The organism is Rhizobium oryziradicis (assembly GCF_001939045.1).
Taxonomy (GTDB): domain Bacteria; phylum Pseudomonadota; class Alphaproteobacteria; order Rhizobiales; family Rhizobiaceae; genus Allorhizobium; species Allorhizobium oryziradicis.
The window spans coordinates 339,662-365,719 of the sequence record NZ_MKIM01000025.1 but is presented as its reverse complement, the minus strand read 5'-3'; the positions used below and the strand labels follow the sequence as shown (position 1 = coordinate 365,719).

At 55.4% G+C, this 26,058-nt stretch carries 23 protein-coding genes; 11 read left to right on the top strand and 12 right to left on the bottom strand.

Translation table 11 applies throughout. The annotated features are described in order from the left end of the window. Positions 1-19 precede the first annotated feature (19 nt). On the top strand, positions 20-2,443 hold the full coding sequence (pheT, locus tag BJF95_RS09685; RefSeq protein WP_075639229.1) for a phenylalanine--tRNA ligase subunit beta: 2,424 nt from the start codon (positions 20-22) through the stop codon (positions 2,441-2,443). A 192-nt stretch (positions 2,444-2,635) separates the two neighbouring features. Here the strand turns inward: pheT and BJF95_RS09680 are convergent, their stop codons facing one another. Continuing rightward, entirely contained in the window at positions 2,636-3,544 is a 909-nt protein-coding gene (locus tag BJF95_RS09680; protein WP_075639228.1) for a DMT family transporter, read from the bottom strand. A gap of 157 nt (positions 3,545-3,701) precedes the next feature. On the opposite strand from BJF95_RS09680, the gene BJF95_RS09675 reads away from it, so the two are divergent. Continuing rightward, the gene (locus BJF95_RS09675) at positions 3,702-4,571 is read left to right on the top strand and encodes a helix-turn-helix domain-containing protein (RefSeq protein ID WP_083638764.1); all 870 of its coding nucleotides are present in this window, start codon (positions 3,702-3,704) and stop codon (positions 4,569-4,571) included. Between the two features lie 77 nt (positions 4,572-4,648). Here BJF95_RS09675 and BJF95_RS09670 read toward each other — a convergent pair whose 3' ends face one another. The 3 genes from BJF95_RS09670 to BJF95_RS09660 all read right to left on the bottom strand — a co-directional run bounded on the left by BJF95_RS09670 (position 4,649) and on the right by BJF95_RS09660 (position 7,667). Further along, entirely contained in the window at positions 4,649-5,515 is an 867-nt protein-coding gene (locus BJF95_RS09670; protein ID WP_075639227.1) for a DUF3037 domain-containing protein, read from the bottom strand. Then, positions 5,512-6,303 (bottom strand): HipA family kinase, encoded by a 792-nt coding sequence (locus BJF95_RS09665; RefSeq protein WP_139317447.1) that lies wholly within the window; start codon positions 6,301-6,303, stop codon positions 5,512-5,514. Before BJF95_RS09665 ends, BJF95_RS09670 begins: the two co-directional genes overlap by 4 nt. 362 nt (positions 6,304-6,665) lie before the next feature. After that, positions 6,666-7,667, bottom strand: coding sequence for an aldo/keto reductase (locus BJF95_RS09660; protein WP_075639225.1), 1,002 nt, complete (start codon positions 7,665-7,667; stop codon positions 6,666-6,668). 120 nt (positions 7,668-7,787) lie between these two features. On the opposite strand from BJF95_RS09660, the gene BJF95_RS09655 reads away from it, so the two are divergent. Next, the gene (locus BJF95_RS09655) at positions 7,788-8,678 is read left to right on the top strand and encodes a LysR family transcriptional regulator (RefSeq protein ID WP_075639224.1); all 891 of its coding nucleotides are present in this window, start codon (positions 7,788-7,790) and stop codon (positions 8,676-8,678) included. 76 nt (positions 8,679-8,754) lie between these two features. On the opposite strand, the gene BJF95_RS09650 is transcribed toward BJF95_RS09655, so the two are convergent. Then, positions 8,755-9,705, bottom strand: a complete 951-nt coding sequence (locus BJF95_RS09650; protein WP_075639223.1) for an aldo/keto reductase — start codon at positions 9,703-9,705, stop codon at positions 8,755-8,757. A gap of 249 nt (positions 9,706-9,954) precedes the next feature. Between BJF95_RS09650 and BJF95_RS09645 the strand changes: the two genes are divergently transcribed. After that, positions 9,955-10,941: a Gfo/Idh/MocA family protein gene (locus BJF95_RS09645; protein WP_075639222.1), complete on the top strand. Its 987-nt coding sequence runs from the start codon at positions 9,955-9,957 to the stop codon at positions 10,939-10,941. On the opposite strand, the gene BJF95_RS09640 is transcribed toward BJF95_RS09645, so the two are convergent. Continuing rightward, complete coding sequence (locus tag BJF95_RS09640) at positions 10,938-11,318, bottom strand: GtrA family protein (protein ID WP_075639221.1); 381 nt, start codon at positions 11,316-11,318, stop codon at positions 10,938-10,940. The two genes, BJF95_RS09645 and BJF95_RS09640, sit on opposite strands and share 4 nt — an antisense overlap. Next, positions 11,315-12,319, bottom strand: a complete 1,005-nt coding sequence (locus tag BJF95_RS09635; RefSeq protein WP_075639220.1) for a glycosyltransferase — start codon at positions 12,317-12,319, stop codon at positions 11,315-11,317. Before BJF95_RS09635 ends, BJF95_RS09640 begins: the two co-directional genes overlap by 4 nt. A gap of 285 nt (positions 12,320-12,604) precedes the next feature. Between BJF95_RS09635 and BJF95_RS09630 the strand changes: the two genes are divergently transcribed. Beyond that, a complete protein-coding gene (locus BJF95_RS09630) occupies positions 12,605-14,401 on the top strand; it encodes a hypothetical protein (RefSeq protein WP_075639219.1) in 1,797 nt (598 codons plus the stop codon). Between the two features lie 44 nt (positions 14,402-14,445). Here BJF95_RS09630 and BJF95_RS09625 read toward each other — a convergent pair whose 3' ends face one another. Next, on the bottom strand, positions 14,446-14,673 hold the full coding sequence (locus BJF95_RS09625; RefSeq protein WP_075639218.1) for a hypothetical protein: 228 nt from the start codon (positions 14,671-14,673) through the stop codon (positions 14,446-14,448). A 205-nt stretch (positions 14,674-14,878) separates the two neighbouring features. On the opposite strand from BJF95_RS09625, the gene xseA reads away from it, so the two are divergent. Further along, entirely contained in the window at positions 14,879-16,486 is a 1,608-nt protein-coding gene (gene xseA, locus BJF95_RS09620) for an exodeoxyribonuclease VII large subunit (RefSeq protein WP_075639217.1), read from the top strand. A gap of 15 nt (positions 16,487-16,501) precedes the next feature. Here xseA and BJF95_RS09615 read toward each other — a convergent pair whose 3' ends face one another. Continuing rightward, on the bottom strand, positions 16,502-17,005 hold the full coding sequence (locus BJF95_RS09615) for a MarR family winged helix-turn-helix transcriptional regulator (RefSeq protein WP_075639216.1): 504 nt from the start codon (positions 17,003-17,005) through the stop codon (positions 16,502-16,504). An 80-nt stretch (positions 17,006-17,085) separates the two neighbouring features. Here BJF95_RS09615 and BJF95_RS09610 point away from each other — a divergent pair, with 80 nt between their 5' ends. Continuing rightward, positions 17,086-17,955: an EamA family transporter gene (locus BJF95_RS09610; RefSeq protein WP_075639215.1), complete on the top strand. Its 870-nt coding sequence runs from the start codon at positions 17,086-17,088 to the stop codon at positions 17,953-17,955. Between the two features lie 52 nt (positions 17,956-18,007). Here the strand turns inward: BJF95_RS09610 and BJF95_RS09605 are convergent, their stop codons facing one another. Continuing rightward, positions 18,008-19,882, bottom strand: a complete 1,875-nt coding sequence (locus BJF95_RS09605) for a hypothetical protein (protein ID WP_075639214.1) — start codon at positions 19,880-19,882, stop codon at positions 18,008-18,010. A gap of 663 nt (positions 19,883-20,545) precedes the next feature. Between BJF95_RS09605 and BJF95_RS09600 the strand changes: the two genes are divergently transcribed. Beyond that, complete coding sequence (locus BJF95_RS09600) at positions 20,546-21,949, top strand: nicotinate phosphoribosyltransferase (protein ID WP_075639213.1); 1,404 nt, start codon at positions 20,546-20,548, stop codon at positions 21,947-21,949. Positions 21,950-22,030: 81 nt separating this feature from the next. Here BJF95_RS09600 and BJF95_RS09595 read toward each other — a convergent pair whose 3' ends face one another. Both BJF95_RS09595 and BJF95_RS09590 read right to left on the bottom strand, forming a co-directional pair. Next, positions 22,031-22,402, bottom strand: coding sequence for a hypothetical protein (locus BJF95_RS09595; RefSeq protein ID WP_075639212.1), 372 nt, complete (start codon positions 22,400-22,402; stop codon positions 22,031-22,033). Positions 22,403-22,743: 341 nt separating this feature from the next. Then, the gene (locus BJF95_RS09590) at positions 22,744-23,691 is read right to left on the bottom strand and encodes an AEC family transporter (protein WP_075639211.1); all 948 of its coding nucleotides are present in this window, start codon (positions 23,689-23,691) and stop codon (positions 22,744-22,746) included. Between the two features lie 162 nt (positions 23,692-23,853). Between BJF95_RS09590 and BJF95_RS09585 the strand changes: the two genes are divergently transcribed. From BJF95_RS09585 to BJF95_RS09575, 3 genes are all read left to right on the top strand, one after another. After that, on the top strand, positions 23,854-24,204 hold the full coding sequence (locus tag BJF95_RS09585; RefSeq protein ID WP_075639375.1) for an ArsC family reductase: 351 nt from the start codon (positions 23,854-23,856) through the stop codon (positions 24,202-24,204). Positions 24,205-24,216: 12 nt separating this feature from the next. Next, positions 24,217-24,690, top strand: a complete 474-nt coding sequence (ybaK, locus tag BJF95_RS09580; RefSeq protein ID WP_075639210.1) for a Cys-tRNA(Pro) deacylase — start codon at positions 24,217-24,219, stop codon at positions 24,688-24,690. A 100-nt stretch (positions 24,691-24,790) separates the two neighbouring features. Continuing rightward, a complete protein-coding gene (locus tag BJF95_RS09575; protein WP_075639209.1) occupies positions 24,791-26,041 on the top strand; it encodes an aminopeptidase in 1,251 nt (416 codons plus the stop codon). The last annotated feature ends 17 nt before the right edge of the window (positions 26,042-26,058 follow it).

Sequence of the window (26,058 nt, the reverse complement as noted above, 5' to 3'; positions counted from 1 at the left end):
CGATACGGAAGACTGATTCATGAAATTCACACTCTCCTGGTTGAAAGACCATCTGGACACCGATGCCACGCTGGAGCAGGTCTGCGAACGCTTGACCGCCATTGGCCTTGAAGTTGAGGATGTTGATGACAAGGCGGCCTATAAGCCGTTTGTGATTGCCAAGATTCTCACCGCTGAAAAGCATCCGTCTGCCGATCGTCTGAAAGTTTTGTCGGTCGATGCAGGTGATGGCAAGCCTGTGCAGGTGGTCTGCGGCGCGCCGAATGCGCGGGCGGGCCTGATTGGTGCCTTTGGCCGTCCGGGCATGTATGTGCCGGGGCTGGATGTGACGCTGGCGGTTGGCAATATTCGTGGTGTTGAGAGCCATGGCATGATGTGTTCTGAAAAAGAACTCAACATGTCGGACAATCATGATGGCATTATCGATCTGCCGGAAGATGCGCCGATTGGCACCTCTTTCGCGGCCTACGCCGGCATTGATGATCCGGTCATCGAGATCAATCTGACGCCCAACCGGCCCGATTGCACCAGCATTTTCGGCATTGCCCGCGATTTGGCAGCCTCCGGCCTTGGCACGTTGAAGCAGCCCAAAACGCCAAGCTTTGCGGTGGAAGGCGAGACCGCGATTGAGGTCAAGCTGGAACTGGATGATGCCAAGCTGTGCCCCGGCTTTGCCTATCGCCTCGTGCGCGGCGTGAAAAACGGCCCAAGCCCGGCATGGATGCAAAAGCGTCTGCTGGCCATTGGCCTTCGCCCGATCTCGGCGTTGGTAGATGTGACCAATTACATGACCTTTGATCAAGGTCGGCCCATGCATGTGTTTGATGCCGATAAGGTCAAGGGTGCGCTCACCGTGCGCCGTGCCCAGGAAGGCGAGGAAATTCTCGCGCTTGATACCCGCACCTATAAGCTGACACCCAACACCGTGGTGATTGCCGATGACAATGGTGTGGAATCTATTGGTGGCATCATGGGCGGCGAGTATTCCGGCTGCGATGAAAACACCACCAACGTGTTGATTGAATCGGCCCTGTGGGACCCGATCAACATTGCCAAGTCGGGCCGCTCGCTCGGTATCATCACCGATGCCCGCTATCGGTTTGAGCGCGGCATTGACCCGGACTATATGGTTCCCGGCCTTGAGCGTACCACGGAACTGGTGCTGGACATGTGCGGCGGTGTGGCCGCAACCTCCAAGGTGGTTGGCTATCAGGGCCACACCAAGAAGGTGGTTGATTTCCCGCTTGCAGAAGTCAAGCGCCTCACCGGCCTGAATGTGTCCACCGACGAATCCCGCTCCATCCTCACGGGCCTTGGCTTTGAAGTGTCTGGCGAGGGTGAGGTGGTCAAGGTGGCCGTGCCATCATGGCGGCCGGATGTGGATGGCAAGGCCGATCTGGTGGAAGAAGTCATGCGTATGCATGGCGTGGATAAGATCACCCCAGAGCCGCTGCCCTCCATGGGCGCGGTCAACACCAAGATTCTCACCACCTTGCAAATCCGCACCCGCACAGCCCGGCGCGCACTGGCCAGCCGTGGGATGCTGGAAGCCGTCACATGGTCGTTCATCTCGGCAGAGCAGACGGCTCTGTTTGGCGGTGGCAAGCCTGAGCTGAAACTGGTCAACCCGATTGCTGCTGACATGTCTGACATGCGCCCATCACTGCTGCCGGGTCTGCTCACCGCTGCCCAGCGCAACGCGGATCGCGGCTTTGGCGATGTGGCGATTTTCGAAGTCTCCGGCACTTATGAAGGCGATACGCCCGAAGGTCAGCGCCGCGTGGCTGGCGGCGTGCGCCGTGGCACGGCATCGCTTTCTGGCGCTGGTCGCATGTGGTCGAATGCTGCCAAGGGCGGCGGCAAACCAGTGGATGTGTACGACGCCAAGGCCGACGCGCTGGCCGTGCTGGAAGCCTGCGGCCTGCCGATGGGCAATGTGCAGATCGAGCAGGGTGGGCCGGAATGGTACCATCCCGGCCGTTCCGGCACCATCAAGATGGGGCCAAAGGTGGTGCTTGGGTATTTCGGTGAGTTCCACCCCAAGACGCTGGCAGCCCTCGATGTCTCCGGTGCGCTCTGCGGCTTTGAGATCTATCTCGATGCCATGCAGGAGCCGAAAAAGAAGGCCACCCGCACCAAGCCTGCGCTGGATCTTTCGCCGTTGCAGATGGTCAAGCGCGACTTTGCCTTTGTGGTCGATCGCTCCGTGGAAGCGGGAGCCATCATCAAGGCCGCCACCAGCGCCGATCGCAAGCTGATCACCGGCGTCAATGTGTTTGACGTGTTTGAAGGTGTAAGTGTTGGTGAAGGTAAGAAATCGGTGGCCATCGAAGTGCTGATCCAGCCATCGGACAAGACCTTGACCGATGAGGATTTTGACGCGCTGACCAAGAAGATCGTCGGCAATGTTGAAAAAACTACCGGCGGTGCTTTGCGCGCCTAAGTGATTGAAACTTCTCTTCCCGCTGATGTGGGAAGAGGGGGTTATCACGTTCTCAGGTTGATAACGAAAACGACAAACGTTTCCTCGAGTCATCCTCGGGCTTGACCCGAGGATCTATCGTCCGTCCAGAAGGCTGGATCCTCGGCTCAAGGCCGAGGATGACGCAGAATATGAGGAACGGTTATCAAGCCCTCACGCCTTGGCGACGGGCAATGCCACAGCACTCCCCCGCCGCAACGATGGCGCAAACATCACCAGATTGCCAAGCAGCGTTAGCCCTAGACCAACCATAGCACTCGGCGTCCACTGATAGCCCTCAAACAGGGTTGAAAGCGTCAGCGCCACCACGGGAAACAGCACGGTCATATAGGCCGCTTTGGCCGAGCCGATGCGCGATACAGCCATCAGATAGGTGGTAAAACCAATCACCGAGCCAAACACAGCAAGATAGAGCATAGCACCAATATAACGCGCATCTGGCGGAGCCACGATGGGGGTTCCGGTGAGGCCAATCAGCACCAGCAGAAACAAAGCGCCATAACCCATGCCCCAAGCATTGGCCGTGACGGGCGAAATGCCAGCCGCACTGTTGCGCCGCGACACCATGTTGCCCAGCGAGAAAAACAGCGTGCCAAGAGCGGCAAGGCCAAGCCCTTTCCAGCTATTAGCATCGAATTTCCCAAGAATATCCGGCCCAAACAGCAGCAAAAGCCCGGCCATCCCAATGGCCCCGGCCAGAAATGTGCGCGGCTTGACGCGATCGCCAAAGAAAATCCGGGCATTGATGGCATTATAAATCGTGGCCAGCGAAAAAATCACCGAGATCAGCCCGGAATGCACATAGCTGGATGCCGTGTAAAAGCAGATAAAGTTGCAGCTGAACAGACACAGCGCCTGCGCCACAATGAAAGGCTGATGTTTCAGTGCCGGGCGCTTGAGCTTGCCCATCAGCGCCAGAGCCACCAGCATGATAATCCCCGCCGTGGCAAAACGATAAAACACCGACACCAGCACCGGCACAGGCCCAACCTGCATGGTAATGGCAATCCAGGTGGTGCCCCAGATCAAAACGGTGGAGATAAAAAGCAGAATATTGGTCATAGCATCCTCGCATGTCTGCGAAAGGCATAGACCCGGCCTGTCCCACCCGCTTGCATATTCTTGCGGTAAAGTGAGGTTCGGCACTCGGCTTTCGCATTCGCTGATTGCAGAGGTTGAAGTCTGCGCTAAGATGATCACCTGTTTTCAGGATTGATCGATGTCGCTTGCCCAGTTTTCCGTGTTCAGTTCTCTGCTGGCTTCGCCCAAAGCGCAAGTATCAGTGTCAATGAACCTTGGCGCTGGCCAATCGGTGGCAATCTGGCAAAATGCGGATGATCGGGTGGGCTATCTGCGGCCCGATGGCCACACCATCAGCCTCTATTTGCAAGGCGGCACGGGAACGCGCCGCGTGGATGGCTTTGCGAAAAGCGGCTGGCCGGGGGCGCTGTGCGTCATGCCGCAAGGGGCCTCATCCGAGTGGGAGATAACCCAAAACTTCCAGTTCGTGCATCTTTATGTGCAAGATCAGGTTTTGCGCCGCGCCTACACCGAAACATTTGATCAAGATTGCCGCCACATGGTCATGCCGGAAGTGACCTTCGACAATGCCCCAAGCGTGGAATTTGCCTTGCGCAAACTGGCCACAGCCGTGCAAAACGGCGATGCCCTGCTGGCCGAAGAGGCCACCACCACCGCGATAACCCACCTGTTTGCCCATCCGCACTATGGCGGTGCCGCAAACATCACCATCAAGGGTGGGCTTTCGCCCAAACTCCGAAACCAGCTGATTGATTATATCGAGGCCCACCTTGACCAGCCCATCACCCTGCAAACACTGGCCGAGATTGCGGGCTTGAGCGCCTTTCACCTGCAACGCATGTTTCAGCTCAGCTGCGGCGTCTCGCCCCATGAATGGCTCCTGCACCGCCGCCTTGTGTGCGCAAAAAACCTGCTGGCGACCCAAGACCCCATCGCCCAAATCGCCTCAGCCTGCGGCTTTAGCAGCCAAAGCCATATGACGCGGGTGTTTAAGGAGGTTACGGGGTGTACGCCCTCGGTTTATCGAGGGCGGGTGAGGGGTGTGTGATATGGATACAATCTGTTTGTGTTGATGAACTGAAAATCCACATCGAACTTAATTTGTGATAAAGATAGTTATTTTATTTAATTGGCGTGGCGACCGTGCGAGGCGAAGTGAACGCGGACTTCGTCCTCAATTTTACTTACCAATTGAGGAATTTCATTTTCCTCGTAAATTTCTGGTCTAAAAGCGGCTTCGCTTAGTATTCTGATCGCATTTTGATATGCTCCAATGAGAGCGAGGTTCTGCGGTGCGCCCACAACAAAATGCAACTTCAGGTCGCTTTGTATGCCGTCATGAACGGCCTCAAGGTGCCCGCGCCAGCGCCGAGCTTTATCTTTAATACCTTCTGCATCCGCTAGATCAAACGAAAGAGGCTCGTATGCATGCCACACACCATTACGCCATGCACGCTTGAATACGATTTCATCTGACGTCCCCGCTATGATTTTCTCGTCAAATTGGACCGGAACATTTTTCTCTTCTAAGAGCTGCCGGACAGGACGCCAAACCTCATCATCGCTGCGGCGATTTGGAGATTTCGCATCGTAACGACTAACATATCTGCGATAAATTCGGTCGAAAGTTTTCTCTGTATCTTCACTCACTCCACCGGACACCGGGGACCATTGCAATGAACTGTCATCAGCGACAAGAACTTTGCGGGCGATAGAAGCCGCATCTCCAAATTCGGACAGCAAATCTCCCTCTTCCAAGCCTTTGCTAATCTTTCGTATAGAACGCTCAGCAGCCTTGACCGCGCTCAAAAATGCTTGACGATCCAAATCAGGAAATAGGTGTTTGATGCGCCCGATTGACGTGCGTACACAAATTTTCACGAAATTGCTTCTCGGTGCATACATCAAAACACCGACGTTGACGAACTCACCCGTCACCACGTCGTGTACATAGCGTAAAACCGTGTATGTATACCTTTGTTTTGATGTCATTGCAGCACCCGTTTAATTTCCGTAATGCACGCCTCAATGTTATCACGAGCATCCTTAATCAGTTGTAACGCGCTTGCAACGGATTTTGTTGCGCTTGTCCATTCAGGTGGTACGGCGCTTCCATACGCCGAAATCCGATCGTCTGACAAGCCTTCCCATGCAGCACGGATTTGGCTGTAGTCGATTTGCTTTCCCTTTAATCCAGAGCGGAAGATGTGTGAGCCTGGAGTTTCAAAATTTTGTAATCCCCCAATCGTCCACGGAGCCTTCCAAAATAGGATTAATTCATGTGCGAATGCCAACTCATGATCAATTATTCTGATTTCGTCGCCTCGAACTAAGCAATTCGGATTTCCGTCGCGCCGATCTGGATTTTGGATAATTCCGTCGAAAGTGAATACGGCAGCGGCAGTTTGCAATAATGCCGTATAAATAAGGTTCCCGTTTGTCCAAGCTGAATATTGACCGGTGATGTGCTTCGATCCGAATGCAACAGAGTTGCTTGCCTCCATTTTGTTTCGATGCACGGCATCTGGAACGGACGCCACAAAATCTGGATCTAGTTCAACTAAAAATGGTTCGAGCACTGGAAGACCCAAATCAGCAGCAAGGCAAGCTCCAATTACTTCGGCAGCAAGGCTTGTTTCCTTTTGTTCGCAGCCCGCAGAACACTTGGTGACAACTTCAACATCATCTCCGTTCTGTCTCTGACAATTGATAAGCGCTGGACCTGTCTTCCCATTTGTCATCGAACGCATAAATTCTGTGGCAACAACCCGCGATATCAACAGTGCCCCCTAAAGCTGCATATATGCACTAAGTTGCATACCCCAAGAGAATACGCGCTGTCCATCGGTTTGAGTTGTTCTACGCTTCAAGCACGATGTCTTTTCAATTTAGTGATTGCTTTTGATGCGCCGGGACAGCGTGTATTCTTATATGTCATAGGGTAAGTTGTCTCAAAATGTGGCGTGTTAATTTGTTTTGTTTTTCTGAGATTTCATTGTTTATTCGAATTGATAGATGCATAGGTCAATCCACTTCTGCAATTCATACTTCGTGCGTAAATTTGCTTAAGGGTTTCTGGTGCGGCATTGTGGGATTTTATAAGAATTTCAGCAGACGTTTGGGTGCACTGTCCAAAATTACCTCACCGCCCCGCCATCTTCGCCATAGCTTCAGGATACCGCCCACCCGCCACCTTGGCCGGTGACAGCAAATCCCCAAGCGCTGCCGCTTCTCCTTGTGTCAGAACAATCTCGGCGGCGGCGATGTTTTTTTCCAGATTGGCAATTTTGGTGGTGCCGGGGATGGGGACGATGAAATCGCCTTGGGCCAGCACCCAGGCCAGTGCCATTTGGGCGGCGGTGGTGTTTTTGGTTTTTGCCATGTCTTCCAAGGCGGAGATCAGGGCCAGATTGGCCTCAAAATTCTCGGCTTGGAAGCGGGGCAGGGCGCGGCGGAAATCGTTATCAGACAGGCCATCGAGGTTTTTCAAGGCTCCGGTCAGCGCACCGCGGCCCAAGGGGCTGAAGGGCACAAAGCCGATGCCCAGTTCGCGGCAGGTGTCCAGCACGCCGTTTTCTTCCACGTCGCGGGTCCAGAGCGAATATTCGCTTTGAATGGCCGCGATGGGGTGCACCGCATGGGCGCGGCGGAGGGTTTCGGCGCTGGCTTCCGAGAGGCCAAGGGCGCGCACTTTGCCTTCCTTCACCAGATCGGCCATGGCACCCACCGTCTCTTCAATCGGCACATTGGGGTCCACGCGGTGCTGGTAAAACAGATCAATCACATCCGTGCCCAGCCGTTTCAGCGAGGCTTCGGCCACTTCTTTCACATGCTCCGGGCGGCTGTCGGTGCCGGTCATGGCGTCGCGGTCTGTTTTGGTGGTGTCGATTTTAAAGCCGAATTTGGTGGCAATCACCACCTTGTCGCGGTGGGGTTTTAAGCCCTTGCCCACCAGAACCTCGTTGGTAAACGGGCCATAGACTTCTGCGGTGTCAAACAGGGTCACGCCCAGATCAACCGCGCGGTGCAGGGTGGCAATCGAGTTTTGTTCATCGGTTGACGGGCTATAGGCATGGCTCATGCCCATGCAGCCAAGGCCGAGGGCGGATACGGTGAGGTCGGAGCCGAGTGTGCGGGTTTTCATGGCAATTGCCTCTCTTTATTTCGACGTGCTGGGTTTCGAAGTGTTGAATGCAGATTAATCCGCCGGATTGCCTTTTAAAATGGATGTAATTTTCACAAGCTTGTTCTATCATTTCGATCAATGAACAGAATTCAGCTTTCCCAATTGTCGGTTCTGGCCACTGTGGCCGAAACATGCAGCTTTCGTAAGGCAGCAAACGAGTTGGGCATCGCGCCGTCTGCGGTCAGCCATGCCATTTCCGCGCTGGAAGACAGCCTTGGTGTGCGCCTTTTGGCCCGCACCACCCGCAGCGTCGCCCCCACCGAAGAGGGGCGGCAATTGCTGGCTACGCTTGCGCCCGCGCTTGCCGAGATTGATGCAGCCTTGGACAATTTGGCCGAAAGCCGCACCCGCCCGGCGGGGCCGTTGCGCATCACGCTTCCGAGATTGGCGGCCGAACATCTGATTGCGCCGCGTCTGGGCGCGTTTACAAGGCAATTCCCGGAGATTGAGCTGGATCTGATCGCCAATGACAATTTCGAGGATATCGTTGCCCAAGGCTTTGATGCAGGGCTTCGCCTGGGCGAAAACTTGGAGGCCGATATGGTGGCGGTCAAGGCCAGCGGCCCATGGCGGGGTGTGGTTGTTGGCACGCCGGGCTATTTTGAGCATTTCCCGCTGCCGCATCATCCGGCCGATCTGATGGCGCATCGCTGCATCCGCAGGCGGTTTGCCAGTGGGCGAATTTATCGCTGGGAGTTTGAAAAGCACGGCAAGCCGCTGGTTGTGGATGTGCGCGGCCCGCTGATCCTGCCCGATGACCGCGCCATTCTGGCCGCCTGTCTGGATGGCGCGGGGCTGGCTTTCGCCTTTGAAAACCGCATTGAGCAGGAATTGGAGAATGGTCGCCTGATCCGGGTGCTGGACGATTGGTGCCCACCCTTTGATGGCTTTTACATCTATTATCCAACCCGGCACCAGATGCGCCCAGCACTTCGGGCTTTTGTGGATTTCTTTCGGTATCGCGGATGAGGGCGGCCTTAAAATCGAGACACGGACGCAAAACATGCATCCGTGTCTGTTGATCGCACACCGCTTTTGGGTGTGATTACTCGCCAGCTGCTGTGAGCAAACCCATCTGCTCTTTCGTCAAGGCTAGGTTTCCGGCCTTGATCATCGCATCCAACTGCGAAAGGCTGGTGGCAGAGGCAATCGGCGCCGTAATGCCGGGGCGGGCGGCAACCCATGCAATTGCAATGGTGGCGGGCGTAGTGGCCGTTTCCTTGGCAACCTGATCAAGCGCTGCCAAAATGCGGTGGCCCTTGTCGTTCAGATAGTCTTCCATCCGATCGCCACGCTCTTTGCCGTGCGTGTCTTCGAGTGTGCGGTATTTGCCGGTTAAAAAGCCAGAGGCAAGCGCAAAATAGCTGATCACGCCAATTTCTTCACGCAGGCACAGATCGGCAATCGGGCCTTCAAAATTCGCTCGCGTGTACAAATTATATTCTGGCTGAATAACATCGAAACGGGGCAATGACGCTTTTTCTGCGGCGTCAAAAGAGGCTTGCAATTGTTCTGCGCTATAGTTTGAACAGCCAATTGCGCGAACTTTTCCCTGTTCTTTCAACGTGGCAAAAGCCGCCAGAACATCTTCATGGGGCACACTGTCATCCGGATAATGCGCGAACAGCAGATCGATATAGTCTGTTCCGAGGCGTTTGAGCGAATTTTCCACGCCTTGCATGATCCAGCTCGGCTTCAGGCGCTTGTCATCGCCGCCAAGTGGGTGGCCAACCTTGGTGATCACCACGGCCTTGTCACGCGCAACAACACCGCGTTTTAGCCATGCGCCGATAATTTTTTCGCTCTCGCCGCCCTCGTGGCCATCGACCCAGTTGGAATAGACATCGGCGCTGTCAATCGCGTTATAGCCAGCCTCAAAAAATGCATCCAGCAATTTGAATGAGGTTGGCTCATCGGCGGTCCAGCCAAAAATATTGCCGCCGAACACAACGGGGGCGATGGAAAGGCCTGAGCGACCGAGCTTTCGATAGTGCATAGGAATGCCTCCGGGCATGGTTTTGGTTTGTGTTACAAATTAACGCCATTGTGCCGATTGGCAACCTTTGAGCATCGTTCAGAAAATCGAAATCGGTTTCCACTTTTCGGGCCAAAGCTGTAAAGCATGGCGCTTCTTATTGAATCCGCAGAGCCGCGCTTTATTCTTCATCGGACTATCTTGCAGCGTTACCGATTGAAGTGACGGCAGGGGTACTTTATGCAGTGTGGTTGGATGAGGGAGAAAGACATGTTGCGTTTTGGGATTTTATCGACGGCAAAGATTGGCCGTGAATTGGTGGTTCCGGCCATTCAGGATGCGGACAATGCCGTGGTCACGGCCATTGCCAGCCGCGATGCGGCCAAAGCCCGCGCCATGGCGGATCGCTTTTCTGTACCGCATGCCTTTGGCTCTTATGATGAGATGCTGGCTTCAGACGTGATTGATGCGGTTTATATTCCGCTGCCCACCGCGCAGCATGTGGAGTGGACCATCAAGGCTGCCAATGCCGGCAAGCATGTTTTGTGCGAAAAGCCCATTTCCTTGCAGGCCGATGAGATTGATAGCCTGATTGCGGCGCGTGATCGCAACAAGGTGGTGATTTCTGAGGCCTTTATGGTGACTTACGCGCCCGTGTGGCTCAAGGTGCGCGCTTTGCTGCGCGACGGTGCCATTGGCCGTTTGCGCCATGTGCAGGGCTCCTTCACCTATTTTAACCGCGATCCCGGCAATATGCGTAACATCGCCAGTCTCGGCGGTGGTGCTTTGCCCGATATCGGCGTCTATCCCACCATCACCACACGCTTTACCACCGGTGAGGAGCCATTGCGGGTGCAGGCCGTGACCGAGCGTGACCCGGATTTTGGCACGGACATTTATTCCAGCGTCAAAGCCGATTTTGGCAGCTTTGAAATGAGCTTTTACATCGCCACCCAGATGGCCAATCGCCAAAATATGGTCTTTCACGGCACGGAGGGTTTTATCGAGGTGAAATCGCCGTTCAATGCCGATCTTTGGGGTGCCGAAGAGCTGGAATTGACCAACCAATCCCACAACCAGTCGCAAATCTTCCGTTTTCCCGGAAGCCGCCAGTATCGCCGCGAAATCGAGACTTTTGCCAAATGCGTGGCGGGCGAAGCCGTTGAGGTGGTCACGCTGGAAAATTCAAAGGCCAATCAGCGCTTTATTGATGCCATCTATCGCGCCAGCGAAAAGGATGGATGGGAGAAGGTTTAGCGCTTCTCACCAAACACAAAGCGCGAATAGCCCAGAAAACTGAACACCATTGCGGCCAAACAGGCCGCAATGAGTGCCACAAACGGGCTTAAGGCCGGCATAGCAAGCAGCAGGCCGGCATAAATGGCATAATTGACCAAAGCCGAGACAATGCCGACCGAGCCATAGCGAAAGCCCTCAGCGATGATTGTGCGGGCCGAAGCCCCAAAGGTGAAGGTGCGATTGAGCATCCATGTGGTGAACATGGCAGTAGCAATGGCAAAAATACGCGCCGTGAAGGCTCCGAGCGGCGTCAGATGCATCAAAAGCCATAAAACACCGGCATCGACAGCAAAGCCAGCGGTGCCCACCAAAGCAAAGCGGATCAGTTTTTTCATGCGGCGTCGGCTATCCGGTTTGGTTTTGTCTCAACGGGTCCGTCTTTCTGCTGTGGCAGATGGGCGGGGTATGTCGCCACGGGTTGGCTGATGTAATGCAATCTCAAATGCTCAATACGGGCACGGGCGAGAGAGTCAAGGATCATGCCCGCGGTAAAGGCCAGCAGGCTTGTCATCAGCAATGTCATGGCCAGAACCCAGGTGGGCAGCCGCTCTACCAGGCCGGTTTCAAAATAACTGAGCAAAACCGGAGCCATGAAGCAGATGCTGGCCAGCAAAAACACAGCGGCAATGCTGCTGAAAAAGGCAAAAGGTCGGGTTTCCTTGGCCAGCATGGCAAACATCCAGAGGATTTTTGCGCCATCTTTCAAGGTGGAGAGTTTCGAATGAGAGCCTTCCGGCCTGCGGCCATAGCCCAACTCGCGCTCAACCACGGTGAGTTTGAGCCGTGATGCATGCACCGACATTTCCGTCTCAATTTCAAAACCGGCGGAAATGGCTGGAAAACTCTTCACAAAACGGCGCGAGAAGGCTCGGTATCCTGAGAAAATATCGGTGAAACCGGCACCAAACACAAATCGGTAGAGGGCGTTGAAAACGCGATTGCCCAAGGCATGGCCTTGGCGGCCAGCGTCTTCCTGCACCCCGCGCCGGGTGCCCACTACCATATCTGCCCGCTCAAGCTGCAACGTGTGGATCAGCTCGACCGCATCTGCCGGAGAATAGGTGCCATCGCCATCGGCCATGATGTAGATGTCAGCGTCAATATCGGCAAACATGCGGCGCACCACATGGCCTTTGCCTTGTCTGCGCTCATGCAACACCTCGGCCCCGGCCAGCGTGGCTGCAAGGGCCGTGTCGTCGGTGGAGTTGTTATCAAACACATAGATGCGCGCCTGCGGCAGCGCTTGGCGAAAACCGCGCACAACGCTGGCAATGGTACTTGCCTCATTATAGCAGGGAAGCAGCACGGCCACGTCCCGATAATCTGTGATGCCCATCAACGTTACTCAATACAAACTTGTCATCGGGACTGGCAGGCGGTCAGTGATACGGCAGCCTATAAGTGTTAAAGGCGGTATTTCATGGAAGCAATAACACAATGCGCTTTAACACAGGGCGCTTTCATGGCTTTGGTTTACTTTTTCTTGATAAGGTTAAGGTTAGGTTTCGATCCGGTATAATTCTTCAGATTGTCGCTGGCTTTAAGAAGAATTATACAGAATATAGAATACCTTAGCGCGCAGCTCTTTCTGGTGCGAAAAAAGTAAGTCCTGGAGTTGGCTATGGCTGTTGCACCTCTCTCATCCGCAAGGCCCAAAGCCATGCATCCGGCATGGATCATGGCGGCTTATAGCACCTTGGTGATCGCCATTATTCTGGTGGTGAGATTGAGCTTTGCTCAAGACTATGTTGGTGCCGATAATGATGACGCCATGCGGCTGGTCGAGGTGCGCGATTTTCTGGCCGGGCAAGGCTGGTTTGATATGATGCAATATCGGCTGGGGCTTTTACCTGGCACGTTGATGCATTGGTCACGCCTGATTGATTTTCCCATTGCCATTCTCATTCGCCTCTCAAGCCTGTGGTTTGCGCCGCAAACGGCAGAGGCTGTCGCGCTCGCCATCTGGCCCTTGCTGTGGATTGCGCCAGTGATGGTGTCGCTGGGACTTACTGCGCAAAAGCTGGGGGGGCGGGTGGCCCTGCATGTGGCGCTGGGGCTGACGGGGCTTTATCTTTTGACATCCAATCGGTTTTTGCCCGGCTCTATCGATCATCACAATGTGCAGATTGCGCTTGTGGCTTTTTTGGCCATGGTCTTGAGTGTTTCAACATCCTCTCTGGTCTATGCGGCGGCGGGCGTGGCGTGCGCGCTGGCTCTGGCCATTGGCGCAGAAACCACGCCGATCATCGCGGTCGCCTGTTTGATTGTTGCAATCAACTGGGGCGTAGCGGGCAAGGCAATGCAGGCGCGTGCCGCCTCTTTTTCATGGGCGCTTGCGCTGTTTGTCAGTCTGTTTTTTGTCGGCACGGTCCCTCCCGCGCATTATCTGGTGGTCACCTGCGACAATCTTTCCTTTGGCTATTATGCTTTGACGGCCATGGGCGGCGGGTTGCTGTGTCTGACATCCGTTGCGGCAAGCCGGTTGAGCCTGCCCTATCGACTGGCAAGTCTTTTGCTGATTGGCGTCGTGGTTGGTGTGTCCGCCCTCAAGATCGCGCCGCAATGCCTTGGCAATCCGCTGGCCAATCTTGATCCCATGCTGGTCACCCTCTGGCTGAACAATGTGGGAGAGGCCATGTCCTTTCTCGCCATTGCGCGGCGGGAGCCACCCGAGCTTGGGGCATTTTACGCCGTGGGCTTTTTGGCGCTGCTGGTCTGTTGTTGGCGGATCTGGCGAAAAGACAGGGCGGCTCCCCACATGGTTCTGGCTTTGCTGCTGGGCATAAGCTGGGCCGTTTCGCTCATTCAGGTGCGTGGCAATATGTTTGCCAATATGCTGGCCATTGTGCCGCTGTCGCTGCTGATTGCCGATCTGCGCGAGACTATGCAGCGTCAACCCCGGCACATAAGCTCTCAACTGATTTATATAGCCAGCATTCTTTTGTCTGTTCCGGCGCTGTGGGCTGTTGTCGGGGTGTTCGTGTCACAAGGGCCGCAAGCGCTCAAATCCCGTTCAAGCACCACACAGGCGGCTACGGATCAATGCAAATCAACGCAAGCATTGTCGCAATTGGCAGGCCTGCCCGCAACAACGGTGGCCGCTTCCTCGGAGATTGGCACGGCCATTTTGCGCTTTACCCAGCATCGGGTTCTCACCGCGCCTTATCATCGCAATCAGGGCGGCATGCTGACCGAATTGCATATCGGCCTTTCAACGCCCAAGGATGCCCATTCTTTTTTACGGGGTGCAGGGGTGGGAATTTTGGCATTTTGCCCATCGGATGCGCAAACAAAGCAATTGATCACGCTAAAATCGGATGGGCTGTATGCGGCGCTTGCGAGAGGAGCAGTGCCCGATTATCTCGACCCCTTGCCGCAAGACCCGCATTCGGGCTTAAAGTTGTTTTCGGTTCGGTGAATGAGCGAAAGTTGAATGGTGAGGAAAACGGTTTATTGAAGATCTTATGCTGGGCGGTGGTTCGACACCACCATCGCCAGAATGAGGCAATTGATCAGCCCGACTTGATAACCGATCAAGGCCATCAGCAAGTCCATGACACCAAAGGACGTGCCAAGCACGATCATGACGATGCCACCCAGAAGCAGCATGGCTGATACCATTACAATGGAAAAGATGCTGCGCATTGCGCCTGTGGCAATGCCAATTGTCATGGCAATCAGGAAAGTCATGTCTTTGATCCCGTAATAAAAAACGTATCGTGATTTCCGCCAACATAACCCCTGAGAGTTAATGATTGTTCCATCACACTCAATATTACATTGTTGACATATGCGTGATTTGTGCGTGTGGCGGGGCACAACATGATACCGGAAAACCCTGCGTGTTGATTTGTGAAGGGGGTGCGTTTTAAAACGCACTCGGGTAAAAAGCCGCATGGCCAGTTTTTTCAGCGATGATTCGCCCAGCAATCTCAGCGAGTTTACCGTTTCGGAGCTTTCCGGATCGATCAAGCGCACCATTGAGACTGCCTTCGACCAAGTGCGGGTGCGGGGCGAAATTTCGGGTTATCGCGGCCAGCATTCCTCAGGCCATGCGTATTTTTCGCTCAAAGATGACAAGTCACGCATTGATGCGGTGATCTGGAAAGGCTCGTTTTCCAAGCTGAAATATAGACCGGAAGAGGGCATGGAAGTGATTGCCACCGGGCGCATCACCACCTTTCCTGGTTCCAGCAAATATCAGATCGTGATTGAGCAAATGGAACCGGCCGGTGCCGGAGCCCTGATGGCGCTGATTGAAGAGCGCAAGCGCCGCTTTACCGCTGAAGGCCTGTTTGATCCGGCCCGTAAACAATTGTTGCCCTTTATGCCCAAGGTGATCGGCGTTGTGACCTCGCCAACCGGCGCTGTCATCCGCGATATTTTGCACCGGATTTCCGATCGTTTTCCGGTGCATGTGCTGGTTTGGCCGGTAAAGGTGCAAGGTGAAGGCTCTGGCGATGAAGTGGCCAATGCCATCCATGGCTTCAACGCGATGGAACCGGGCGGCGCGATCCCAAGGCCGGATGTGCTGATTGTGGCGCGCGGTGGCGGCAGCCTCGAAGATCTGTGGAGCTTCAATGATGAAGCCGTAGTGCGGGCGGCAAGCGCCAGCACCATTCCGCTGATTTCAGCCGTCGGCCATGAGACCGATTGGACGCTGATTGATTACGCAGCCGACGTGCGTGCCCCCACGCCCACGGGTGCCGCCGAAATGGCGGTTCCGGTCAAGGCGGATCTTCAGGCCCAGATTGCCGGGTTGTCGGCGCGTCTGTCAGGGGCGATGAGCCGTCAGATGGACCATCACCGCCAAAGCGTGCGCGCCCTTGCGCGCGCCTTGCCATCTCTGGATCAGTTGCTTGCTTTGCCGCGTCGCCGGTTTGATGAGGCGGCCAGCGGCTTGGGGCGCGGGTTAGAGCTTAACACCATGAGCAAGCGGCGGCTGTTTGAGCGCGCCAGCGCCAAATTATCCCCCGATATGTTGGCCCGCCGGTTGATCGAGCGTCGCCAACGGGTGAGCGAACGTGCAGCGCTTGCCGACCGTATTGTCGAGCGGCTGATTGAGCGTCACAAAGCCCGCCTTGGCCGGTTTGATGCCACTTTGACCACGCTTCCCGCGCGTTTGAAAGCGCAATTGGGGCGCGGCAAGGATCGGCTGGAAAGTCTTAGCCGCCGGGCCGATAGTGCCATTGTTCACGATCTGAAACGGGCGCGCTCGATGGTTTCGGCCCATGATCGTATGTTGCAATCTTTGTCCTACAAGAATGTGCTGATGCGCGGCTATGCCGTGATCCGTGATGAGGACAATCGGCCCCTCTCGCGTGCCAATGCTCTGGCCAATGGTCAGGCCATTGCCATTGAGTTTGCCGATGGTCGGGTTTCTGCGGCCATTGGTGCGACAGATAATCCGCTACCGCCTTCGGTTCCTGCACAAAAGCCAGCGCCTGCGGCAAAAGCGCCGAAAAAGTCAGAACCGCCTGCGGGGCAGGGCAGTTTGTTTTAGAGTTGGCTTCCACTTTCAGGGTTCAAATCCGGCCAGAAACTGCCGTAACAGATCATCCAGTGCCGCTTGCTGCTCCGGCGGCAGCATAGAGACCAATCTATGCTGGTTTGCCACATGCCCGGTCACGGCTTTGTCGATCAGGGCAAAGCCCTTGTCTGTCAGAGCAATCAACAGACTGCGCCGGTCTTGCGGATTGGGCAGGCGCTGCACCAGACCTTGTTTTTCCAGCTGGTCAATGCGGTTGGTCATGGTGCCGGATGTGACCATCATGGTCGCCCACAGATCCGAGGGCGGAAGCTGGTAAGGGCTGCCCGCCCGCCGCAATGTGGCCAGCACATCAAAACTGGAGCTGTTGAGGCCGTAAGATTGCATCACCGCCTCAATATTGCGCGCCAACTGCTCGTGCAATCGGCCAAGCCTGCCCAAAAGCCCCATGGGGGTCACATCAAGGTCCGGCCGCTCACACTGCCACTGCGCCAAAATCCGATCCACGGCATCTGGTGTCTGTTTTTTTTCCATCAGGCAGCGATAGCAGAAATTGTCTTGATTTCAAGATAAACCGTGCTAGAGCTAATTATCTTGAAATCGAGATAATTGACATGAAGATAAATAAAGCATCCCTCTGGCCCATTGCCGTCACCGCTTTGGCACCTGCCATTTGGGGCAGTACCTATATCGTCACCACCAACTTGCTGCCGCAGGGCTATCCGCTGCATGTCGCCATGCTCCGTGCCCTTCCGGCTGGCATTCTGTTGCTGCTTTTGGTGCGGCAACTGCCGAGAGGGGTTTGGGCTTTGCGGGTGTTTGTGCTCGGCGGGCTGAATTTTACGCTGTTCTGGGCCATGTTGTTTGTTTCGGCTTACCGCCTGCCGGGCGGGGTGGCGGCAACCGTCGGCGCGGTGCAGCCGCTCATTGTTATTGGTCTCGCCCGGTTGGTGATTGGCACGCCGATCCGGCTGGCCGTGATCCTTGCGGCCTGCATCGGGCTTGCGGGTGTGGCGCTGCTGGTGTTGACGCCTAGGGCAGCCCTTGATCCGGTGGGGATTGCGGCTGGTTTGGCGGGGGCTGTGTCCATGGCCGCAGGCACGGTTTTAACCCGCCACTGGCGTCCGCCAGTGTCCAACCTGACCTTCACCGCCTGGCAATTAACCGCAGGCGGCTTGCTGCTGGTGCCATTGGCCTTGCTGCTGGAGCCTGCCTTGCCCGTGTTGACGCCGCTCAATTATCTCGGCTTTGCCTATCTGGGTGTGATTGGTGCCGCCTTTACCTATCTTCTCTGGTTCTGGGGCATTGCGCGGATTGAGCCATCGGCTGTTGCGGCCTTGGGCTTTCTGAGCCCCATGGTCGCAACTTTGCTCGGCTGGGCATTGTTGGGGCAAAGCCTGTCTCTGCTGCAAGGCGTTGGCTTCATTGCCGTTTTGGTCAGCGTTTTTATCGCCCAGCGGCGGGCAAGTGCTGCTGTGAAATAGACCGGCAATGGTGCTGTGGCCCTTTGCTTTCTGTTCTCCGCGCGTTGGTCTCCTATTCCAGATCGGCAATCTTCCAATAGAGCGAATCGGCAAGAATCGGCTCGTCCTGCGGTGCGGGCAGCCTGGGCAGTTCGGCATACGCCGTCTGGTCATGTGCTTCGTCTGTTGTCGCTTGTAGCAGAAGAGGGTCGTCGTCCATGGCCTCGAGAGCCTCAGTCTCCGCCTCCTCCTCTTCAGGCGGGTCCTGATTGGGCTGTTGGCGGGCATCCTGTTGGGTCTCTTCGTCGCCAAGAGCATCAATCGCGTCAATGCTGATGTCTCGCTCATCGGCAGGGGGTTGCTGATTGGCAAGGTAATTGACCACCGGCACAGGCACCGCCAGCGGAAACAGAATCTGGGAGGGCGCGGGAACAGGCACGGCTTGCGCACCCGCCAGGGTCAAGACAGCTTGCGCGCGCACGGATGCATGCTCTGTCGCCTGCTTTTCCGTCTCTGTGTCGCGGCTATCCGCCGTTTTGGGCTTGGCACTCTCAGCGTTTTGCGCAGCCTCTGGCCGGTTGGCAAGCGCGCGCAATGCCGAGGCTTCAGCACTTTCATTGAGATCGCCAGTTTGAAAAAACATCTGGCGAAACAGCTCCGCACCCGTCGATGTACTCTCCTTTTGCGCCGTGAGGGGCGCAAATAGCGCTGCTTCACTCCAACCTTTCATCGAAAGGGCGGTGGCCATCGCGGCCTCTTTTTGAAGTGCGCGTTCATCCACCACATCCGCCTGTGTCCGGGCGCTTGCTTGGGACGCAGGTCTCTCCGGGCCTTTCGCGGCGGGCGCGAGAGGTGTCGCCACCGTTGCGGTTGATCGCGGCGCTGCTTCAGCCTCTGTCTGCTGCAACGGAGATGGGGACAAGTCAGCAACCTTTGCCTTGAGCGACGATGGCTCTGCTGGCGGTGTTGTCAGCGTTTGCGCCACCGATTGTCTGGCTGACGGCGCATCCATGGGCGGGGTGGCGGACGCTTTGAGAGGCGTTGCGGCTGCCGCAGTCTGTATCTGTTCATCTTGCTGCGGGCCAGTGCTGGCAGGGAGGCCGCCAAAATTCGGTATTTTTGCGCCCAGCACTTTTGCACTTGTTCCGGTGTTGGTCTCTGGAGCGGGTGTGGTGCGGAGTGCCTTGGCCTCAGCCTCCGTGCTGCCGTCGGGCAGAGGTGACACCGAGATCACCTGTCCGGTCTCTGTTTGGTAATCGGTCAATGCGCCGGAAGACGCCTGTCTCAAAGTCGCCGCCAGATTGGCAATAGCGGCCTCCTTATCCACCACGCCAGCAACAGAGCCTTGCAGGGCAACGGTGATAGAGGTTTGCGGTGCTGTGGCGCGCGGTGTGGCACCTGCATTTGCGGCTTGTGCCTCCGAAGGCTTCTCGGGTTCGCTCTCAGAATTTTGATTGTAGGACGAAACAACCGTCTGGGCTTTAAGGTTATCGCGGTTGCTGCGCTGAATTTCCATATAGGCAGAGAGCAAGGCCGCCTCCGGCCCATCCTGATGTTGCAGCACTTGCAGCAAAACCTGCACTTGCAGGCCCTTGAGGACCTGATTGAGCTGCTTTTGCAGTGCTGCCCGCTGGCCTTCATCCAGCTTGGTCAAAGCAGCCACAAAACGAGCGGCAAAGGCGCTATCGGCTTCATTGGGCTTGCGCGCAATGCCAATGGAAGCGCCAACCATATTGGCAATGGTTGCCATATCGGCGCGCACGGTCTCGCGGCTGCTGAGCAACAGATTGTTGATGCGTCCGGCGATCGAAGAGCTGTTGTTTTGATCTGCGCGCACACCGCCATCCTGACCAGCGGTACCCGGCACATTGGGCAGTTGCGCACTCTCTGCGGTGCTGTCGGCAAAGGCGACAGCACTTCGCGATGTGGGTTGGACGGGAGGCAGCACGGCATACCCCTTTTCAGTTGCAGTTACGGCGCATCTTAAAAGCTTTGTTCTTCGGCGGATTGCCCCTTACACCATATGGTGCGAGGAAGAAAACGATCAACAACCGGATAATCGAACAAACAGTCTGTCTATCGCGCCCGGCATTTTATCAAATGCACAAATGACGCTGCAACATTTTAAATCTGCGGCATAATTTCTTAAATCGATCCCGATTGACAGAAGTATGCAGCGGGCAAAGTCGCTCATGCGACCGTGACATGGCTTGATGGGCCTAGAACAGCATGCAGAAAACTGGAATCGGCCCGATGCTCTCGATTCTTCTCTTGGCTTTGATGCGAAAACAGGTTCTCGCTTTTCAACCAGTAAAATGGGCCGCCACGGTCTCGAATCATCTGTGTTCACAGGATGATTAATCTTGGTTAATATTTGGTTAATTTCGAGTGTGTCAGGGAAAAGTGGAAGCCGGTTTTTCTGATCAGACAAACGAAAACAAGAGAAGCGACAGTCTGTCTGGTTCAATCTGAACCTGACAGACTGTGGGTGTGTGCATCTCTGCCACCTTGTCCATGCGGTAAGCTTCGGGTTGGTTTGAATGTCTATGAGGTGCATTTTGAATGCCATAATCAGACCTTTTTTGTCTGACTCAACCGCCCGGTGGACACCATGAGCCGCACAAACCCGATCTTGAATACCGATAGCTACAAGCTTGGGCATTTTTTGCAATATCCCCCCGGCACGCAGGCCTTAAGTGGTTATATTACCACCCGTGGCACCTCCATGCGGCCTGAAATCGTGTTTTTTGGCCTGCAAGCGTTTTTAAAGGAATATTTGTCGCAGCCGGTAACCGCCATCGACATTGCCGAGGCGCAAGATATTGCCGCTTTGCACGGCCAACCCTTTGATCGCAGCGGATGGCAGCATATTCTCAATGCCCATGGCGGCTTTTTGCCGTTACGCATCGAGGCTCTCCCGGAAGGGTCTTTCATCCACCGCGGCGTGCCTATGGTGCAGGTGGTCAGTACGGATCCCGCCTGCTTTTGGCTGACATCCTATATCGAAACCGCGCTGCTGCGGGCAATCTGGTATCCATCAGCGGTGGCCACCTCGCTGAGGGATGTCAAGCAAACGCTCATGCCCTATTTGAAAAACAGCTGTGATGATCCCGATGGCGTGATCGCAACCCGGCTTGCCGATTACGGCGCGCGCGGCGCGACCAGCCTTGAGCAGGCCGGTCTGGGCGGGCTGGCAACGCTTTTGCATTTCGACAATACCGATACGCTGGAAGCCATCGTCTATGCGCGCCGCTATTATGGTGCGAAAATGGCGGGTTTTTCTGTGCCTGCGTCTGAGCATACCACCATGATTGCCTGGCCGCAGAGCGAGGAAGACGCTTCCTTTGCCCATATGGTCGATCAATTTGGTGACTACCCGACCTATTCGGTGGTGTCTGATAGCTATGACATTCACAATGCGGTGTCTGAGCTTTGGGGCAAGGCGCTGCAACAAAAAGTGCGCTCCAAGCCGGGCACGCTGATTGTGCGGCCCGACAGTGGCGACCCCATTGATGTACCGGTGCAAACGGTGGCGCAACTGGCCTATCATTTTGGCACCCGGCTGAATGCCAAAGGCTTTAAAGTGCTGGATGACAAGGTGCGGGTGCTGCAGGCCGACGGCGTATCCTTGCGCGATATCACCATGATTCTCGGGCGCTTAGAGGGAATGGGCTTTTCCGCCGAAAACATCACCTTTGGCATCGGCGCGTCTCAATTGCAGAAGATCAATCGTTCCATCTATTCCTTCACCATGAAATGCACGGCATTGATGGATGACAAAGGCCGGTGGCGCGATATCTCCCGCCGGCCGGTGACCATGCATGAGCGGCTGCCCGAAGTGGGACGTCGGGCAGTGGTGTTTGAAGCCAACGAATTTACGTCCGTGCGGCTTGAAGAGCTGGGCCGGCGTGAAAACCACCTGCAACCCGTTTGGGAAAATGGAAATCTGCTGCGCGAATGCAGCTTTGATGAGGTTCGCCAGCGCGTTCGCACCAAGCATCGGCAGGATTTTTAGAATCCGACTTTAAAAATCTGACGCTTTAAAATCTGACGGAGAGACATGCGCGCTGGCGCAACGCGCATGACATCGAATGGATTACACGGTTTCTGGCAGAAACATCCGGTAAAGACCATTTTCGTCAGGATTGAAGGTTGATACACGATCAGCGGCGAAGCCGTTGCGATCCTGGTCAGAGAGAGCGTCCAGCCAGCTTGAACGTGCCTTTGCTTGCGTTGGGGCTTGCGTCGCGGTCTCGGAAGACGGTGCGGCAGGGGCTGGCGTGGTGTCATAAAAATCTTGAAACAAGGGCGGTGCCTTTACACTGTCGCGCTCGGTCTGCGGTTTGAAAAACAACAGGCCAATGTCTTTTGCATCATCATGCGCTGCCCCTAAACGCACGGTTCGTTCATTTGAAATGCTCGTCAGAGACGAAGCAGCGTCTCTTGCACTTGCCGCAGAATCCATCATGGCCACATCGGTTGAGAAACACGGAATAATTCCGCATTTACAAAGGCTTAAATAGTTCGAGACATAGGATATGGATGGCAGCACAAGCGTGCTTGCACCACAGCCTATCGCGTCGATTTTCTTTCGCGCGGCAAAGCATTTCAACTCCCCACTGCGCGCTCTGGAAAGCTACCGCCAAACCTTTAAGAAAATACTGCGCAAGTCTTTCAAAATACGGTTTCCTGCTTATCCTGTTTGAAAGACATTTCGCCTGGCTCGTTCAAAACAAATCCTGGGATAATCAGGGGTAATCCCTTGTGTCTCATGGTGAAAATTGTGCCGTGGGAACGGCAATCTGCCGTCTAGGCCCCTAGAATCCAGGCCCAGAGGGTCACAGAAAAAACACCTGAAATTGTGGTGATGGTGATGGTGGATGCGGCCAGCGCATGGCCAACGCCAAAACGATTGGCAATCAGCCATGCATTGACGCCGGTGGGAACCGACGAGGTCAGCACCATAGCCTTGGTCCACTCAGGCGACAGCTGCAAAATATGGCACGCAGCCCAGACGGTGACAGGCAGCAAAAACAGCTTGAGCGCGGATGTCACTGCCGCCAGACCCAGATTGCCGGTAACGTGATATTGCGTCAGCGCCATGCCCAGAGACATGAGGGCGGCAGGCCCCGCCATGGCGGTGATTTGCCCAAGGACAATTTCCAGCGGGCCGGGCACAGGCAGGCCAATGGCATGCACGCAAAGACCCGCCGCCACCCCGATCACCAGCGGATTGGTGATGAGATTGCGCCCCACTTGTTTGAGGATGGCAAGGATGCCCCGCGTTTGGGTGCCGTTTTCCTTGGCATCGGCATTTTCCATCAGCACGGTGCCAATCACCATCATCAAGGGCAGGTGTACCGCCAGCAGGATGGAGAGTGCAACAAGCCCGTCATTGCCGACCATATGACTGACCAAGGGCAAGCCAATGAACACATTATTGGCAAAGGCCGAAGACACGCCAGCCAAAACGCCAATGCGTGAATCGCGACCAAAAACCGTTGTGGCGAGCAGATGTCCGGTGGCCCAGGTGACGCCGACGCCTGCGAAATAGGCTGCCCAAAGGCGAAAGGGCGACGCACCCTGGAAATCGGCATTGGCGATAGTGTGAAACATCAAAACAGGCACGGCGACCTTGAAGACGAATTCTCCGAGATCGGTTCCAATACTGGCATTGAGAAAACCAGTGCGAACCAGTGCCCAGCCAATAAAGATCAGCAGGAAAATCGGAATAACATTCAAGGCTATATCATGCATGAAAAAGGCAGGCTTTCAAAGGGCTGGCAACGGGTTGGGAAAATGCACCTGCTGTTAAACCATTGTTGTGCTGTTCTCGCAATTGCAGCCCTTGCAAGGCCTGCCTTTTTTGATAGGCATGCTGCAGACAATCGCAGCAGATAATCAATGAGTGGAGCGCTTATGACCATCACCCTTTACGGCATTAAAAACTGTGACACGATGAAAAAAGCGCGCACATGGCTGGACGATCATGGTGTCGATTATACCTTCCACGATTACAAGGCCAAAGGCATTGACCGCGATAGCCTGCAAAACTGGTGCAGCAAAATGGGTTGGGACATTGTTTTGAACCGCGCCGGCACCACGTTCAAGAAATTGCCTGAGGATCAGCGCGCAGATTTGACCGAAGACAAGGCAATCACCCTGATGCTGGCGCAACCTTCCATGATCAAACGACCCGTTATGGACAAGGACGATGCCTTGCTGGTGGGCTTCAAGCCGGAGCAATACGGCGCGTTTTTTGCCGAATAAGGATGCATGCCTATGTCGAAGTCGACTCGTGCAACACTGGCACTGGAGAAGGCCAAGGTTGCTTTCAGCGTTCACACCTATGACTATGATCCCAATGCTGAACGCATTGGCCTTCAGGCCGCAGAAGCCATTGGCGAAGAGCCATGCCGGGTGCTGAAAACCCTGATGGCAGAGCTGGATGGCAAGCCCGTTTGCGTGGTTGTACCCTCTGATCAGGAAGTCAGCATGAAAAAGCTGGCGGCGGCCCTGAATGGCAAGCACGCAGCGATGATGAAGCCTGCAGCTGCGGAAAAGCTCACCGGCTTTGTGGTGGGCGGCATCAGCCCGTTTGGGCAAAAGAAGGCGGTGCCGACCGTGATTGAAATTGCAGCCTTGGACGAGCCGCATGTGTATATGAATGGCGGTCAGCGCGGGTTGCAGGTGCGGCTGGCGCCCAAAGAGGCATTGCGTGCGCTGGGTGCCATTGCGGCCCCCGTTATTGCCTAATTTATACTCGCCGCCTTCAAATGTGCTTGCCCGACTTCAAATATGCTTGAATGCGGCCTATCTGTTGAAAGATACCCATTATAACGTCAGGAATTCCCCAATGACCCTCCCCGATTTTGCGCATTCTATTGATCCGGTGAAGCTGGAAAAACTGGCCGAAGTGGCCGTCAAGGTCGGCCTTGGGCTGCAACAGGGGCAGGATCTGGTGATAACGGCACCCATCAATGCACTGCCGCTGACACGCCAGATTACCAAACATGCCTATATGGCCGGTGCCGGTCTGGTCACCACCTTCTATGCGGACGAAGAGGCAACGCTTGCCCGCTACACTTTTGCTCCGGATGCAAGCTTTGATCGCGCAAGTGACTGGCTGTATGAAGGCATGGCCAAAGCCTATGCCAATGGCGCGGCCCGGCTTGCTGTTTCGGGCGACAATCCCATGATGCTGGCAGGGCAGGATTCCTCCAAGGTTGCCCGCGCCAACAAGGCGAATTCCATTGCCTACAAGCCAGCGCTAGAGCCGATTTCCAATTTCAACATCAATTGGAATATCTGCGCCTATCCCAACCCGTCCTGGGCCAAGCTGGTGTTTCCCGATCTGCCTTTGGATGAGGCGGTGAAGAAACTGGCTGATGCGATTTTTGCCGCCTCCCGCGTTGATCAGGCCGATCCCATTGCGGCCTGGGCGGCCCACAATGGTGAGCTTGCCAAGCGTTCACGCTGGCTCAACGATGAGCGCTTTGAAGCCTTGCATTTCACCGGTCCCGGCACGGATTTGACGGTGGGTCTTGCTGATGGCCACGAATGGTTCGGTGGGGCATCGACTGCCAAGAATGGGGTGACCTGCAATCCCAATATCCCGACCGAAGAAGTGTTCACCACGCCGCATGCGCTGAAAGTGGAAGGAACTGTTTCATCCACCAAGCCGCTGTCGCATCAGGGCACGTTGATCGATAATATTCAGGTGCGGTTTGAAGCGGGCCGGATTGTCGAGGCCAAAGCCACCAAGGGCGAGGATGTGCTCTTAAAAGTGCTGGATACCGATGAAGGCGCGCGTCGTCTGGGCGAGGTGGCACTCGTTCCGCATTCATCGCCAATTTCGGCCTCCGGCATTCTGTTTTACAACACCTTGTTTGATGAAAATGCCTCGTGCCATATCGCCCTTGGCCAATGCTATTCCAAATGCTTCCTGAATGGTGCCAAACTGACACCAGAGCAAATCAAGGCGCAGGGCGGCAATTCCAGCCTGATCCATATTGACTGGATGATTGGCTCGAACAAGGTCGACATCGATGGTGTGCGGGCGGATGGCAGCAAAGTGCCGGTGATGCGCAAGGGCGAATGGGCTTAAAACAGAAGGGCCACATC

What these genes read in the sequence shown, in the direction of transcription:
- pheT (WP_075639229.1), top strand. Translation starts at nt 20, where the DNA reads ATGAAATTCACACTCTCCTGGTTGAAAGACCATCTGGACACCGATGCC.
- BJF95_RS09680 (WP_075639228.1), bottom strand. Translation starts at nt 3,544, where the DNA reads ATGACCAATATTCTGCTTTTTATCTCCACCGTTTTGATCTGGGGCACC.
- BJF95_RS09675 (WP_083638764.1), top strand. Translation starts at nt 3,702, where the DNA reads ATGTCGCTTGCCCAGTTTTCCGTGTTCAGTTCTCTGCTGGCTTCGCCC.
- BJF95_RS09670 (WP_075639227.1), bottom strand. Translation starts at nt 5,515, where the DNA reads ATGACATCAAAACAAAGGTATACATACACGGTTTTACGCTATGTACAC.
- BJF95_RS09660 (WP_075639225.1), bottom strand. Translation starts at nt 7,667, where the DNA reads ATGAAAACCCGCACACTCGGCTCCGACCTCACCGTATCCGCCCTCGGC.
- BJF95_RS09655 (WP_075639224.1), top strand. Translation starts at nt 7,788, where the DNA reads ATGAACAGAATTCAGCTTTCCCAATTGTCGGTTCTGGCCACTGTGGCC.
- BJF95_RS09650 (WP_075639223.1), bottom strand. Translation starts at nt 9,705, where the DNA reads ATGCACTATCGAAAGCTCGGTCGCTCAGGCCTTTCCATCGCCCCCGTT.
- BJF95_RS09645 (WP_075639222.1), top strand. Translation starts at nt 9,955, where the DNA reads ATGTTGCGTTTTGGGATTTTATCGACGGCAAAGATTGGCCGTGAATTG.
- BJF95_RS09640 (WP_075639221.1), bottom strand. Translation starts at nt 11,318, where the DNA reads ATGAAAAAACTGATCCGCTTTGCTTTGGTGGGCACCGCTGGCTTTGCT.
- BJF95_RS09635 (WP_075639220.1), bottom strand. Translation starts at nt 12,319, where the DNA reads ATGGGCATCACAGATTATCGGGACGTGGCCGTGCTGCTTCCCTGCTAT.
- BJF95_RS09630 (WP_075639219.1), top strand. Translation starts at nt 12,605, where the DNA reads ATGGCTGTTGCACCTCTCTCATCCGCAAGGCCCAAAGCCATGCATCCG.
- BJF95_RS09625 (WP_075639218.1), bottom strand. Translation starts at nt 14,673, where the DNA reads ATGACTTTCCTGATTGCCATGACAATTGGCATTGCCACAGGCGCAATG.
- xseA (WP_075639217.1), top strand. Translation starts at nt 14,879, where the DNA reads ATGGCCAGTTTTTTCAGCGATGATTCGCCCAGCAATCTCAGCGAGTTT.
- BJF95_RS09615 (WP_075639216.1), bottom strand. Translation starts at nt 17,005, where the DNA reads ATGGAAAAAAAACAGACACCAGATGCCGTGGATCGGATTTTGGCGCAG.
- BJF95_RS09610 (WP_075639215.1), top strand. Translation starts at nt 17,086, where the DNA reads ATGAAGATAAATAAAGCATCCCTCTGGCCCATTGCCGTCACCGCTTTG.
- BJF95_RS09600 (WP_075639213.1), top strand. Translation starts at nt 20,546, where the DNA reads ATGAGCCGCACAAACCCGATCTTGAATACCGATAGCTACAAGCTTGGG.
- BJF95_RS09595 (WP_075639212.1), bottom strand. Translation starts at nt 22,402, where the DNA reads ATGATGGATTCTGCGGCAAGTGCAAGAGACGCTGCTTCGTCTCTGACG.
- BJF95_RS09590 (WP_075639211.1), bottom strand. Translation starts at nt 23,691, where the DNA reads ATGCATGATATAGCCTTGAATGTTATTCCGATTTTCCTGCTGATCTTT.
- BJF95_RS09585 (WP_075639375.1), top strand. Translation starts at nt 23,854, where the DNA reads ATGACCATCACCCTTTACGGCATTAAAAACTGTGACACGATGAAAAAA.
- ybaK (WP_075639210.1), top strand. Translation starts at nt 24,217, where the DNA reads ATGTCGAAGTCGACTCGTGCAACACTGGCACTGGAGAAGGCCAAGGTT.
- BJF95_RS09575 (WP_075639209.1), top strand. Translation starts at nt 24,791, where the DNA reads ATGACCCTCCCCGATTTTGCGCATTCTATTGATCCGGTGAAGCTGGAA.